The following is a 13,591-nucleotide window of genomic DNA, read 5'->3' on the forward strand; positions in this document are numbered from 1 at the left end:
CGACTCGATCCCCCTGGCGGGGGAGGGAAGACGACTTCCCGGCAACAACGCGGCCCCGAGAGAAGGGACGTCGAAGCCGCCCGGCCGCAGGCCTCACGCCTCGGCGGGAACGACGGTGACGACCTCGGCCCACCCCCGGGGAGGCGCCGAGGCCTCCCCGACGGCGCGGACGGCGGTCAGTACTGTTCCCGGGTGGGGTCGAAGTCGTCCAACTCCTCGTCGTCGTCCTGCTCTATCCAGAAGAAGCTGTCATTGATCAGATTGTCGCTGGACTTGCGGTCCTTCGACTCCCCCGACTGCTGCACGGGAGCACCGCCGCCCGGAGTCGCCGCCATCCGCGGCCCGGCCGATCCGGTGCCCGATCCCGCGCTGGACGGGCCGGTCATGCCCGCTCCGCCGCGCGACTGGTCGCCTCCGCCGGACACCACGCCCGCCGCTCCGCCCGAACCCGGATATGCCGAACGCCCCGAACCACCGCCGGAGGACCCGGCCAGACCGCCTCCGGCCGAACCGTCCCCGCCATAGCCGGAGCCTCCCCACGAACCGTCGCCGAAGGAGTCCGAACCGTCGTCGTCCTCGTCCCGGCGGGGCTTCGGCGTGGAGAAGTCCGGCTTCTCCCGTCCGCGGGTGAAGTCCTCCCTCTCGTAAGAGTCGGACCCCGGCAGGCCCGGGTCGCCGTCCGGCGGCCGACCCGACGTGTCCGAGTCGTCCTCCACTTCGGAGTAGTCGTCTCCCAGGTCCCCGACCACGGTGGCCATCCGGTCGTGGCGGTCCTCCTCGTACTCCCCGTACTCCTTCTCGAAGCGCGGACGGCGGGTCCTCTGGGCGTCCTCGTCGTCCTCGATGCCCAACTCCATCGAGCGCCGCTCGACGAACTCCTCGAAAGTCAGGTTGTACTGCGGGTCGAGGCTGAACTCGCCGAGGTCTCCCGTCTTGTTCGCCTCCTTCTGCGCCCGCGTGAGACTCGTGGCCAGGGGCTCGATGATCTTCGGCTCGATCTGGGCGATCTCGGCGCTCCGCTCGGTGCAGTAGGAGATGATCCGCTGCATCTCCTCGGTGAAGGCGTCGGCCGCCTCGCCCTCCCACCCCTTGGTCAGCTCGGCGACGAGCCCGTTGAGTTCGTCCTTCGCCATGTCCATGCCGTCGCCCAGGCGCTGCCACAGCGCGGGCGCGAACGACACTTCGTCGGGGTCGCCCTTCATGAGCGACTCCCACAGCTGGTCGTGCGTGTACTGGTCCTTGTAGAAGTCTTTGCCCTTGCCGGTCACGTCTTTCCTCCGAGTCAGTCGCGGTTCTTGAAGCTGGGCAGGTCGTAGACCATGTCCTCGGTCTGCTTCAAGACCCGGTCCGACTCCTCCTCGCTCTCCTCGTACTTGTCGCGCACCCGGGCCGCCGTCTCGCCGGTGACCTCGAAGGCGTGGCGCAGTCGCATGGCCTGGTCGCCCCAGGCGAGATAGAAGTCCTCGTAGTACTTCTTGCGGAGGCTCACCGCGTCGTCGAAATTGCCGAGGCTGAGGTCGTCGCCCTGCACCTGGCGGCTGTTGCCCTTGGCCTCGGGGCGCGGGTCCACGCCGTCGTAGGCCACCCCCTGGCCGAACTGGGAGATGACCTCTTCGAAGTCCAGCGTCAGCCCGGTCAGGCGCTCGATGAAGCCCGTGATGACCTGCGCGTCCACGACGAGGAGTGTGGTTCCCCCGAGGACGACCTCGAACTTGTCGTCCTCCTCGCGGTAGACGAACGAGGCGTCTCCGACTCGGAGGCTGAAGTTCGCGCCGAACTGGAAGCCCGACTCGCTCACCTCCTCCTGGGTGTCCTCCACCTGGTCGTCGACCTGCTGCTGCGCCTCGCCGACCTGATCGCCTACCAGCTCCCCGGCATTGGTGACCTGGGCTCCGATGACGTCATAGGCGCCCTGGCCCTGACTCCCCTGCCCGTCGTGCCCGGTGGAATCGCTCGAATCGCTCATCCTCCCCCTCCTGCTCGTCATTTCCGATTATGGAGATGCCAGTCAAACATCGCAATGCGCCGTTCAAAATCTAGAGTTAAATTCTAATACCAGTCCGCCACAAGGGGATACGGCCGCCCCTGCACCGTTCCCGCGCCGCCCTTCGGCCCCTCCGGCCGGGCCGAGTCCGGCCCGTGAGCCGGCCGCCCCCTCCGCACCGTCGGGAGCGACCGCATTTTCCCCTCCCTCAAGGAGAAACCCTGTCGGATACCCGACAACTCACTGGCGCAACCCGAACCATCGGCCGCGGCTGCCACTGTCGTATCGTGGGCCTCTGCCCCACCGAACCCGGCAATTAGCACAATCCCGGCCCTCCGGCAAGACACGCGGCGGAAACGCGACATTGTGAGGGTGGACAGACAGATACAACTTAGTTACATTCCTGTAGATGATCGATTTTCCCGGTGTCTACGAAACGCCCGGCGCAGGCGACTACGAAATGTCCGCGCTGCTCTCGGAGTGCGGGAACTTCCATGAGGCCCTCGTCCACATAGACCAGGCGCTAGCGAGCGCCGACTCCCTCGCGGACCCGGCCCCGGCGACCGCCGTCGACGCCAACTCGATCTTCTACGCCAAGGCCGTCTCCCTGCGCTGCACCTGCCTCGCGGGCCTCGACCGCCATGCCGACGCCGTCGCCGAGTCGGCTCCGTTCGTGGACATCTACCGCGCCTGGGAGGACCGGCGCGTCAAGGGCGCCACCGAGGACCTCGCCGCGCTGTACTCCGCCCGCGCGGAATGGCTCTACGAGATGGGCGCTCCCCGCCGCGCGTTCGAATCGGCCCGGGAGGCCGTGAAGAGGTTCGGGCAACTAGCCTCCCAGGTGTCCCCGATCTTCCGCCCGCCCTGCGCCGAGGCACTCCGCCGCATGGCCGAGTACTGCTACGAGGCGGCGCCGGAGTCCCTGGGTTCCGAGCTGGAGGCCGCCTTCCCGTACGAGGACATGACGGGGCGGCCCTCCACGGAGTTGCCGAGAGTCGCCGACGAGGAGCTGCGCGAGGCGAAGAAGCTGCTGCGCCGCAACGAGAAGGAGCCGGCCGAGGAGCATCTCGACTTTGCCACGGCGCACTACCTGCGGTTGTTCTCGTCCAACTTCCACTGGGGGACGGACCTGACGGCCGTGTACTACTTCCACCTGACGCTGCGGTTGAGCGCGAAGAAGCCGCTGCGCGCGCTCCTCGACCCTTCCCGCCGGGCCCTGGAGTGCGCCCGCCGCATGTACGACGCCGATCCGGCGCGGCACCGGGAGAACTACCGCAAGACCCTGCAGTGGCGGATCCACGCGCTCGACGTGAACGAACAGGTGGACGAGGCCGACGTCCTGCGGCGAGTGACCCTGCGGATGCGCGGCGACGAGGACTGAGAGCGTTCGACGGCGAGTTCCCCGCCCGGGGCGACACTGGTCCCCTCCTCGCTCACGAGGAGCGGCACCACCTGAGTCCCCCGTGCTCACGAAGAGCGGCACCGCCTGAGCCCCCGCACCCACGAAGAGCGGCACCACTTGAGCCCCCGCGCCCGGGCGACACCGGGTGTCGGATGAATGACAGCGCCATTCCCCGATCTGTCGGTAAGGTCTTATATACTCACATGCAGTGACCAACGCCCCCAGAGAAGGACACCGCTCATGAAGCGATCGCACTCTGAAAGCCTGTCCGCACGAAACGACCTCCGCCGGCGCGAGCGCCCCGGATTCGACCTGTCTCTCGACCGCAATACGATCGTCGATATAGAACTGCCCCCGCCGCCGCGACGACGCGACGGCTTCGCGGCCATATTCGTCGCGGCCCTGACCCTCGCCATCATGATCCTGGGTGCCGTCCTGGTCTGGGAAATGGTCCGTTTCCCGACAACCTGAAGAACCATTCCCAGGAAATGAACACGCCCCCGTAGAACACAAAGCCAACGCCGCCGACCCGTTGAGACGCTTGTCTGAAAGCCTTATAGTGGTGGAATGAGCCCGCAATCCACCGCCCTCAACGTCACCGAAGGCTTCCTCCTGGTCAGCTTCGGCATCGTCGCCTTCGCGGCTCTCGCGGCGCTCATCACGTACGTCGTCTGGACGTTCGTCAACCGCAGGTCGCCCAAGGCGGACCGGCCGCCGTCGATTCCCAGACCGGGCAGTGAAGGGCAGGAAGCCCCCGCAGACAGGACGGCGGACGAAGGAGCCGAGAAGAGGAGCGAATAGGCTCCCCCTCCCCCATCTGACCGAGTTCGGAGTGCCGAAAGGAATCCTCCCCCGGCCGCCCGAGTCCGATTCCCCCGGCACCGCGTTCCGGCGACCCGCCGCCGCACAAGGGACGGCTTTCCATCCGCACGGCGCAATTCCGCGCACGCATATCCATGTTTCTTCGCGCCCAACGAAACCGGCCGACCCCTTCCCGAAGTCCGTCTTTGCCCGGGTCCATCCGCTGCGTAACCGCCGACCCGTACGGGGAGGGGTGCGGTGTTCGCTCGCCCACCCGGGATACGATCATGGAGAGAGTTTCCAGAAGGCTCCCACTTGTCCGCGCATCGGCTGCCCGCCATGGCAGCCGACCTCATTTAAGGTAGGGAAGATGTCCTATCCCCCCGGTGGCGGGTACGATCCCCATGCCTCGCAGAACCAGCCTCCCGGCCAGCCCTCCTACCCGCAGTCCCTGCCGCCCACCGCGCCCGGCGGCTACAGCGGCGGCGGTTACGCCTCGCCTCCCGGTGGCGGGTACGGCCCGCCGCCGGGAGGGCAGCAGTTCCCGCCGGCCGGGGGCCCCGGAGGCCAGGACAACCGGTCCAAGCTCATGCTCGTCCTCGCCACGATCGTCGGCCTCGTGCTCGTGCTCGGCATCGGCGCGATCATCGTCGTCCCCAAATGGCTCAAGGACGACGGCGGCGACCAGCAGGGAGGCGGCGACGACACCAGCGAGCAGGCCGACCCCGACGCCCCGAGCGAGGACGAGGAGGAGCCGGAGCAAGAGATCGGCGGCGACAACGAGGGCGGGTGGTCGGACTTCCGCACCAAGGACGAGCTCCAGGTCGGCTCGCCCGAGTACGCCGCCCTGCAGTACCTGATCGCGAAGGCCGACGCGGACGCCGACGCGATGGGCGAGATGCTGTGCTCGGAGCCCTCCTCCTACCTGGAGTTCGAAGTCGAGTACTACGAGGACCTCGACCCCATCGCCGAGTTCGACTCCTACGAGACGACGTACTTCGCCTCGCGGGACGTGTACGGCGAGATCCAGGTCGGCTACCAGGGCCTCCCCCAGGGCTCCCCGCTCCACGACGAGATCACCAATGTGATCACCGCCGTCGACGAGGACGGCGAGTGGAAGGTCTGCGACGACAAGCCCTTGTAGCGGGCGGAGCCGGACCTCCCGGACCGGCCGTCAAGACGAAGCCCGCACCGGCCCGCCACAGCGGGCCGCGGCCGGTCCTCCCCACCTTCACCTCACCGCCCCCTTCCTGTGATGTCCAGCACCGATACAGTGTGAGGGCTCTATCCCCCGAGCCCGCGGCCCGCTCCGGCCGCCGGAAAACGACGCGTCACCCCATGGCCCCGGACCGCTAAGATGTACGGGGCCCTCACATGAGGGCAGGAAGGCGGAGAGAACAGATGGAGACGGTGGAGACTGAGCCATTCCAGGGGTTCGCGAACCCGGTGATCCCCACCGCCGACGAGATCCGCTCCTGGGCGATGGACCCCGAGGCCCCCGCCCCGGAGGGCAGGCAGTGGGACCTGCTGCTGGCCGAGGACGAACTCATGTCCACGTGGCTGGCCCTGGCGGGGGACCCGCTGTGCCCGAAACGCTCCTTCGCCCTCCACGTGCTGTACATCTACTCGTCCAGCGCGGTCCGCACGAAGTACCGGGTCCACTCCCTGAAGCGCCTGGAGAAGCTGCTCACGGCCGCGGAGGAGATCGGCGACGACTACGTGCAGCTATGGCGGGGCAATACGCGGGCGCTGATGTCGCGGCCCAAACTCTTCCAGTACGACGACTGGTGCAACGGCGGGCTGGTCTATCGCCCGCGCCGCCTGCGTGCCGCCGACTAGATTCACCGGCATCAGTCGGTCCCGCTCCCCGAGACGCGGCGTATCATGGGGTCGAGCACCCGCGAACACCCGAGACCAGAGGTAGACCCCAGATGAGTGAGGAACCGCGCCGCCAGGGCTCCATGAGGCTCTCGCACGCCGACCGCGAGAAGCTGGTCCAGCATCTCCAGAGCGCGCTGGAAGAGGGCTACATCGACCTCGGCGAGTTCGACGAGCGCGCCTCGCGCGCCCACGGGGCCAGGACGGTCGCCGACGTGCAGGGCCTCCTCGACGACATCCCGACCGGCGAGGTCGAGCCGCTCGGGCACGACACCTCGCTCGTCACCCCCGACGAGACGGTCGAACTGCACGCGGCGATGGGTTCGAAGAAGATGCGCGGCGAGTGGGTCGTCGGCCGGAATGTGAAGGCCGTCAGTCACATGGGCAATGTGACCATGGACTTCCGGCAGGCCCGGGTGGCCTACGACCGCGTGGACGTCGAGGTGCAGAGCCACATGGGCAACGTGACAGTCATCCTCCCCTCCGACTGGATCGCGACGGAGAGCGTCGACGCGGTGGCCGGCAATGTCACCAACAACTGCGCCGCCACCAAGAACGGGGAGCGCGCGGTCAAGATCGTGAACCTGAGCGGCAAAGCCCACATGGGCAATGTCAAGATACGTCGGGAGCGCCGCTTCCTCTGGTGGAGGTTCTAGTCTCCGGTCGAGGTTTAGTCTCCGGTGGAGGATCCGGCCACCCGGGCGCCTGCCACCGACCCAGGCTTGAAACCGGCCCGGCCCGCGCAAGGGTTTCCCCTATGGACGGGCGTCGCCACCCTCTGCTAGTCCCCCGGTCCGGAGGCGCAACCGTTCTCGCCGCCTCCGCAATGGGCCGTTCCCGCGGCGTTTCCCTCGGCGTCATCCCTCGTCACGCATTGTGCTTCGACCTACGTCGATATCTTTTCGCGATCACGATTACCTGCTTTTATAACGGTTCGATCACGTTCCATAAGAATATTCATAACCGTTGGATCTATATCACGTTACGCGCCTTTAGACTCGGCAGAATCACAAACAGCGTTTATCGCTGTGCCCCAGAACCGAAGGAGCTCGATACATGGGAGCTGTACCAACGGTGTTCCACCGGTACGCCACCACAAGACGAGCGAAGCTACTCGGCGCGACAGCCGCGGCCTCGGCGCTGACCGCGGGCCTGATCGCCACCCCAGCATTCGCCGAAGAACCTGATCCATTCGGAACCGACCTCACCGCCGCCGTCGACGACAACGTCGCGGGCGACGAGGAACAGCTGGATTCCGGACGCTACATCGTCCAGATGGAGACGCCCTCCATCATCGAGCAGCTCACCGAAGAAGACCCCTCCCTCACCCGGACCGGCATCGACTTCGAGTCCGACGAGGCCTCGAAGGTCCAGTCCGCGATCGACTCCGAGCGCGACGGCGTCGCCTCCGACTACGGCCTGGCCCAGGACGCGGAGTACTCCGCCACCTTCAACGGCTTCGCCTCCTACATCGACGCCGACGAGGCCGTCGCCCTCTCCAAGGACGACCGCGTCAAGGGCCTCTACAAAGACGAGATGCTGAAGGTCGACACCGACGCCTCCGCCGAGTTCCTCGGCCTCGAGGGCGAGAACGGCAACGCCTGGAGCGACCGGTTCGGCGACCCGGAGTCGGCCGGCGAGGGCGTCATCATCGGCATCATCGACACGGGCTTCTGGCCCGAGAACCCGTCGCTGCAGCCGCTGCCCGAGCCCCGGCCCGACCAGGACGTCATCGACGCCAAGTGGAACGGCGAGTGCGAGGAGGGCGAAGACCCCGACGCCGCCAACAACGTCACCTGCAACAACAAGGTGATCGGCGCCCGCTACTTCGACACGCTCGGAGAGGCCGACAACGGCTTCGCCTCCCCGCGTGAGGAAGTCAACCACGGCACCCACGTCATGACCACCGCCGCGGGCAACTACGAGACCGAGGTCGAGATGGACGGCGAGCCGTTCACGACCGTCTCCGGCATGGCCCCCGCCGCCCGCACCGCCGCCTACAAGGTCTGCTGGCGCGAGTCCGACTCGTGCGCCTCGTCCAACTCGGTCGCGGCCATCGAGCAGGCCGTCCTCGACGGCGTGGACGTCATCAACTTCTCGATCTCCGGTTCGCGGTCCTCGGTGATCACCCCCGTCGCGCTGGCGTACTTCAACGCCGCCGCCTCGGGCGTGTTCGTCTCCAACTCGGCCGGCAACTCGGGCCCGACCCCGAGCACCGTCGCCCACAACTACCCGTGGACGACCACCGTGGCCGCCTCCACCCAGGAGCGCACCTTCGCCGGCTCGCTGACCTTCGGCGGCCAGACCGTCGAGGCCGGCGCCTTCACCTCCTCCCAGACCTGGGAGGCCGTGAGCGCCAAGGACGCCCTGGCCGAAGGGGCCGACCCCGCCACCGGCAGGCACTGCACCAGCGGCACGCTCGACCCGTCCAAGGTCGAGGGCAAGGCCGTCCTCTGCGACCGCGGCATCGCGTTCGCCGAGATGGCCGAGGAGGTCACCTCCGCCGGCGGCACCGGCTTCGTCGTGCTCAACCAGCCCGACAGCTCGACCGACCTGCTCGCCCAGGTCTACGAGGTCCCGATGGTCCACGTCCTCCACGAGGACGGCCTGGCCCTCGAAGAGTTCGTGCGCGGCACCGACGGCGCCGAGATCTCCGTCGAGACCGGCACCGGGAAGCAGACCGCTCCCCAGGTCGCCGACTTCTCCTCGGCCGGACCGTCGAACGTTCCCGACGGCAACCTGCTGACCCCGGACATCACCGCTCCGGGCGTGCAGATCCTCGCCGGATACCCGGAGTGGGCCAACGGCAACGACTACGGCCTCATGCAGGGCACCTCGATGTCCAGCCCGCACATCGCCGGCCTCGGCGCGCTCCTGAAGGGCGCCGAGGAGGACTGGACTCCGATGGAGATCAAGTCCGCCATGATGACCACCGCCTACACGACGAACAACGCGGGCGACCCGATCACCCGCCAGGGCGAGGACGAGCCCGCCACGCCGTTCGACTACGGCGCCGGCCACGTCGACCCGACCGAGATGTTCGAGCCGGGCCTGACCTACGACTCCGACGCCGTCGACTGGATCAAGTACATGTGCTCCATCGGCCAGGGCCAGTTCGTCGAGGGCATCGCCGAGCTGTGCGACAGCGACGACCCGACCTGGGCCTCGATCGACCCGTGGGACCTCAACTCCCCCTCGGTGAAGATCGACGGCCTCGCCGGCTCCGTCGAGGTCGACCGCACCGTCACCAACGTCAGCGACAAGATGGGCGTGTACTTCCCGGAGATCGACGCCCCCGAGGGCATCGACATCTCCATCGACAAGCGCGTCCTGATCGTGAAGCCGGGCGAGACCGCCGACTACAAGCTGACGATCAAGTCCAACGGCGCCGAGAACGGCGAGTACGCCTTCGGATCGCTCAAGCTGCGCGACAACCGCGGCCACGAGGTCTCCTCCCCGATCGCCGTCCAGCCGATCACCGCGGCCGTCGCCGCGGAGGTCCACCTGGAGGGTGCCGAGGGCTCCGTCGAGCTGGAGGGCCGCTCCTCCTTCGACGGCACCATGGAGACCGAGGTCGTCGGGCTGACCAAGGCCGACGAGCACGCCGCGACCCTGCAGGACGCCGACGGCTCGAGCTTCGACACCGCCAACCCGGCCGAGGGCCCGCACACCAAGGCCTTCGCGATCGACACGACCGGCTCCGAGCTCACCCGGTTCGCCACGTTCAACGACCAGGTTCCCGAGGGCACCGACCTCGACGTCTTCGTCTACCAGGTCTTCGACGACGGCTCGGCCGCACTGGTCGGATCCTCCGCCGCGGGCGGCTCCGACGAGATCGTGACCCTGTCCGGCGGCGGCTACTACGTGGTCTTCGTGGACTTCTACGGCGGCCCCGTCGACCCGGTCGACGCGACGCTCAACGCCTGGGCCGTCCAGGGCGACGAGGGCAACGCGGGACTGGAGCCGAGCTCCTTCCCGGTGACCTCCGGCGGAGACTTCTCCAACGAGTACACCTGGAACGTCGGAGAGGGCCGCTGGTTCGGCGCCCTCAACTACACCGACGGGAAGGGCGGCGTCTCCACCACCCTGGTGAACGTCCGCAACTAGCCACCACTGGTGAACCCTAGAGATTCGGGGTCGGGCCTTCGGGCCCGGCCCCGTTTTCCGTGCCCGGCCATAGCGGATGGCTATGACCTCCCCGCAACGGCGGGACTACCGGCCCCCCGCCCGGAGGAGCAGCCTTGGGGCATGGCCACTCTCGCTGCTCCCCGCTCCCGCCCGGCCGACCTCGTCGCCAACGTCGGCCCCAACTGGTTCGCCTCCGTGATGGGGACCGGAATCATCGCCAACGCGCTCGTCTCCCTTCCCCACCTCGGCGCCTGGACCGAGGGCGCGGGAACCGCCGTGTGGGCGCTGGCGACCCTCTGGCTGCTGGTCGTCTCCGCCGCCTTCGCCGCGCACTTCGGCCTCCACCGCGAGAAGGCGCTCTCGCACCATGCCAACCCCGTCATGATGCAGTTCTACGGGGCGCCTCCCATGGCGCTCATGACCGTCGGCTACGGATTCCTGCTCTTCGCCCCGCCGCTGATCGGTTCCACCGCCGCCACGGCGGCCTCGGCCGTGCTGTGGACGCTCGGCACCATCGCGGGCCTGTGCACTACCGTCGCGGTGCCGTACCTGATGTTCACCCGCCACGACCTCGACAGGGACGCGGCCTTCGCCGGCTGGCTCATGCCCGTCGTGCCGCCCATGGTCTCGGCGGCCACCGGGGCGGCCCTGATCCCCCACCTGCCCGCCGGGCAGGCCCAGCAGACCCTCCTCGTCGCCTGCTACGCCATGTTCGGGGTGAGCCTGATGGCGACCCTGGTGATCCTGCCGCAGGTGTGGAGCCGGTTCGCGCACCACGGCATGGGAGCCGCAGCCACTGTCCCGACCATGTGGATCGTCCTGGGGCCCCTGGGGCAGTCGGTGACCGCCTCGGGCAATCTCGCCGAGTACTCCTCCGGCGTGGTCGACTCCGCTCTGTCGGGCGCGCTCACGGTCTTCTCCCTGGTCTTTGGAATCCCCGTCCTGGGCTTCGCGCTCACGTGGATCGCGGTGGCGGCCCTGACGACCCTGCACGCCCGGCGCGGCGGACTGCCCTTCGCCCTCACCTGGTGGTCCTTCACCTTCCCGGTGGGAACATGCGTGACCGGGGCGGCCTATCTGGCGAAGGCCACGGGGCTGGCCGCGATCGACGGTCTGGCTCTGCTGCTGTACGCATTCCTGTTGGGAGCGTGGGCGACGGTGGCGTTCCGGACCGTGCGCGGCATCCGGACCAGGGCGCTACTGGCCGGCTGAGCGCCCCAGGATCGCGGCGATCTCCTCCATCGGGGAGGCGCCGTCCGGGACCGGTTCGGCCTCCGCGAAGCCCTTCGGTCCGCGGTGGATGCTCCCCTCGGTCCGGCGGAGGAAGACCAGCGTCCGCTCCACGGCCCCGTCGGGAAGGGCGACCGCTCGGCCCGTGGCCCGCTCCAAGTCCCAGCTGTGCCCGACGAGGTCGACCAAGCGCATCTGCGCGCCGACGGACAGGGGCATCTCCCCGCCGCCGAAGCGGAAGGGCCTCTCCAGGACTCCGGGGCGGCGGAACTCCGCCAGGACTTCCCGGGCCGCGGCGCGGTAGACGGCCGCGGGGTCGACCTCCAACTCCTCCAGCGGGACGACGTCGGGAAAGGCGGTGATCCCCGCCCGTTCCCCGACGAGAAGCCCGCGGAACATGCGGTCGCCGTCGACCAGGTGGGCGACCAGATGCCGGACGGTCCATCCCTCGCACGGCGTCGCAGCACCCCACTCGTCCGCGCCTAGCGCGTCGAGAGCGCCGGCGAAGGCCTTCTGGGACCCTTCGAGTCCGCCGATGAGTTCATCGCTCATTCCCGCATCCTAAACCCGCCTGCGCCCCAAGGCAAGAACAGCGGATAAAGCGATGGCGGCCCGAACCCTTCGCTGCTAGAGTCCTGCCATGGCACTGACATGGCAATGCATCTGCGTGGACTGCGAAGACCCAAAGACCCTCGGCGCCTGGTGGGCCGAGTTCCTCGGATGGAGGATCACGCACGAGACCGACGAGGAAACCGTCCTCGAACCGCCGGAGGGCAGCCCCCAGGACGGCGTCTCCCCCGACATCCTCTTCCTGAAGGTCCCCGAGGGCAAAGCGGTCAAGAACCGCCTCCACCTGGACCTCCGCCCCGACGACCAGGCCGCCGAGATCGCCCGCGCCGAACGGATGGGCGCGACCAGGGTGGACGTGGGCCAGGAGGGCGGCTCGTGGACCGTCATGGCGGACCCGGTGGGCAACGAGTTCTGCGTCCTCCGGGCCTTCACTCCCGAAGAACTGGCGTCGTTCGCCGCGAGCGAGCAGGGCTGACCTGCCGGGAAGACGCCCGTCCGCACGGGGCCGTCCGACCGTGCGTCGGCACCCCGAGCGGGAGGACACGGGCTCCCGTCCCGACGTTGTCCGCTCGCCTTATCCGTGCGTCAACCGCGCCAGCAGGTCGGCCGCCGGTCCACGCAGCCGGGCTCCCTTGTTCCACACGGCCCGAAGCCTCCTGCTCAGATCGAGCCCCTCCACCGGCACCACCGCCAAACGCCCCGACTCCACCTCCGCCTGCACCGCCAGGGAGCTCAACACGGCCGCACCGCCTCCCTGCGCCACGGCGGCCTTGACGGCCATGGTCGACGAGAGCTCCAAGAGCGGCTCGGCCGGGGCGGCCCACTTCTCCAAGGCCTTCTCCAGCGCCGCGCGGGTACCCGATCCCGCCTCGCGGCTGATCAACGGCGTCGCCGCCAACTCCCGGGGCTGCAACGGCCTCGACCGGCGGGACCAGGGATGGCCGGGGGCGACCACGACGACCAGGTCGTCCGAGCCGATCGTCCTCGTGGAGAAGCCCCTCGGCGCCCGCGGCCCCTCGATGAAGCCGACGTCGGCGCGGCCGCCCTCGACCGCGTCGACCACGTCGTGCGAGTTCTCGACGGTCAGGGTCGCCGTCGTCTCCGGCCGGGTGCGGCGCAGCTCCGCCAGGGAGCGCGGGAGGAGGTACTCGGCGATCGTCAGGCTGGCCGACACCGCGAGGTGGGCGTCCCGTTGATCGCGGAGCGCGTCGATTCCCGCGTCCAGCACGCTCGCCGCCTCGACGACCGTCGTCGCCCACTCGACCAGGAGCGCCCCGGAGGAGGTCAGCCGCGACCCCCGCGGAGTCCGCTGCAGGAGCTGGACTCCGACGAGCCTCTCCATGGTGCGAATCCTGTGGCTGGCGGAGGGCTGGCTGATGCCCAGCTCGGCAGCCGCCGCTCCGATGCCGCCGGTGGAGCCCACTGTGGTCAGCAGTTCCAGGCTGGCCAGGTCGGGAACGCGCGGTGAGAGAGCCATAGCCTAAGACTATCCCCATTCCGCGCACGCGGATCTCGTTCCGCCCGCGGACGGAATTTCCTCGAGAATGTATCGATCCATCACCCTCCGCAATTTCCTGAGAATGGCGCCGTGAGCGCAT

General features: G+C 68.6%; 13 protein-coding genes. 9 read left to right on the forward strand and 4 right to left on the reverse strand.

All coding sequences use genetic code 11. The features are described 5' to 3' along the window. Positions 1–176: 176 nt before the first annotated feature. Together ACFTE1_RS18955 and ACFTE1_RS18960 are read right to left on the reverse strand one after the other, a co-directional pair. On the reverse strand, positions 177–1,268 hold the full coding sequence (locus ACFTE1_RS18955; protein ID WP_380619468.1) for a WXG100 family type VII secretion target: 1,092 nt from the start codon (positions 1,266–1,268) through the stop codon (positions 177–179). A 14-nt stretch (positions 1,269–1,282) separates the two neighbouring features. After that, positions 1,283–1,966: a hypothetical protein gene (locus ACFTE1_RS18960; RefSeq protein ID WP_380619470.1), complete on the reverse strand. Its 684-nt coding sequence runs from the start codon at positions 1,964–1,966 to the stop codon at positions 1,283–1,285. A 427-nt stretch (positions 1,967–2,393) separates the two neighbouring features. Here ACFTE1_RS18960 and ACFTE1_RS18965 point away from each other — a divergent pair, with 427 nt between their 5' ends. The 8 genes from ACFTE1_RS18965 (at position 2,394) to ACFTE1_RS19000 (ending at position 11,405) form a co-directional block, all read left to right on the forward strand. Further along, entirely contained in the window at positions 2,394–3,365 is a 972-nt protein-coding gene (locus ACFTE1_RS18965; RefSeq protein ID WP_380619472.1) for a hypothetical protein, read from the forward strand. Positions 3,366–3,626: 261 nt separating this feature from the next. After that, on the forward strand, positions 3,627–3,857 hold the full coding sequence (locus ACFTE1_RS18970; protein WP_380619474.1) for a hypothetical protein: 231 nt from the start codon (positions 3,627–3,629) through the stop codon (positions 3,855–3,857). A gap of 96 nt (positions 3,858–3,953) precedes the next feature. Further along, a complete protein-coding gene (locus tag ACFTE1_RS18975) occupies positions 3,954–4,187 on the forward strand; it encodes a hypothetical protein (RefSeq protein ID WP_380619476.1) in 234 nt (77 codons plus the stop codon). A 370-nt stretch (positions 4,188–4,557) separates the two neighbouring features. Then, positions 4,558–5,331 carry a hypothetical protein gene (locus ACFTE1_RS18980; protein WP_380619478.1) on the forward strand — a complete coding sequence of 258 codons (774 nt, stop codon included), beginning with the start codon at positions 4,558–4,560 and terminating at the stop codon, positions 5,329–5,331. Between the two features lie 266 nt (positions 5,332–5,597). Beyond that, complete coding sequence (locus ACFTE1_RS18985) at positions 5,598–6,026, forward strand: hypothetical protein (RefSeq protein ID WP_380619480.1); 429 nt, start codon at positions 5,598–5,600, stop codon at positions 6,024–6,026. A gap of 92 nt (positions 6,027–6,118) precedes the next feature. Further along, positions 6,119–6,721, forward strand: a complete 603-nt coding sequence (locus ACFTE1_RS18990; RefSeq protein ID WP_380619482.1) for a DUF1707 SHOCT-like domain-containing protein — start codon at positions 6,119–6,121, stop codon at positions 6,719–6,721. A 400-nt stretch (positions 6,722–7,121) separates the two neighbouring features. After that, positions 7,122–10,172 carry a S8 family serine peptidase gene (locus ACFTE1_RS18995; RefSeq protein ID WP_380619484.1) on the forward strand — a complete coding sequence of 1,017 codons (3,051 nt, stop codon included), beginning with the start codon at positions 7,122–7,124 and terminating at the stop codon, positions 10,170–10,172. Positions 10,173–10,313: 141 nt separating this feature from the next. Further along, a complete protein-coding gene (locus ACFTE1_RS19000; protein ID WP_380619486.1) occupies positions 10,314–11,405 on the forward strand; it encodes a TDT family transporter in 1,092 nt (363 codons plus the stop codon). Here ACFTE1_RS19000 and ACFTE1_RS19005 read toward each other — a convergent pair. Further along, positions 11,391–11,975, reverse strand: coding sequence for a TIGR03086 family metal-binding protein (locus ACFTE1_RS19005; protein ID WP_380619488.1), 585 nt, complete (start codon positions 11,973–11,975; stop codon positions 11,391–11,393). The two genes, ACFTE1_RS19000 and ACFTE1_RS19005, sit on opposite strands and share 15 nt — an antisense overlap. A gap of 88 nt (positions 11,976–12,063) precedes the next feature. Between ACFTE1_RS19005 and ACFTE1_RS19010 the strand changes: the two genes are divergently transcribed. Next, the gene (locus ACFTE1_RS19010) at positions 12,064–12,468 is read left to right on the forward strand and encodes a VOC family protein (protein WP_380619490.1); all 405 of its coding nucleotides are present in this window, start codon (positions 12,064–12,066) and stop codon (positions 12,466–12,468) included. A gap of 99 nt (positions 12,469–12,567) precedes the next feature. Here ACFTE1_RS19010 and ACFTE1_RS19015 read toward each other — a convergent pair whose 3' ends face one another. Beyond that, positions 12,568–13,470 (reverse strand): LysR family transcriptional regulator, encoded by a 903-nt coding sequence (locus ACFTE1_RS19015; RefSeq protein WP_380619492.1) that lies wholly within the window; start codon positions 13,468–13,470, stop codon positions 12,568–12,570. Positions 13,471–13,591: the final 121 nt, after the last annotated feature.

Origin of the sequence: Salininema proteolyticum (genome assembly GCF_042685645.1) — a bacterium.
GTDB classification, from domain to species: Bacteria; Actinomycetota; Actinomycetes; order Mycobacteriales; family Micromonosporaceae; genus Salininema; species Salininema proteolyticum.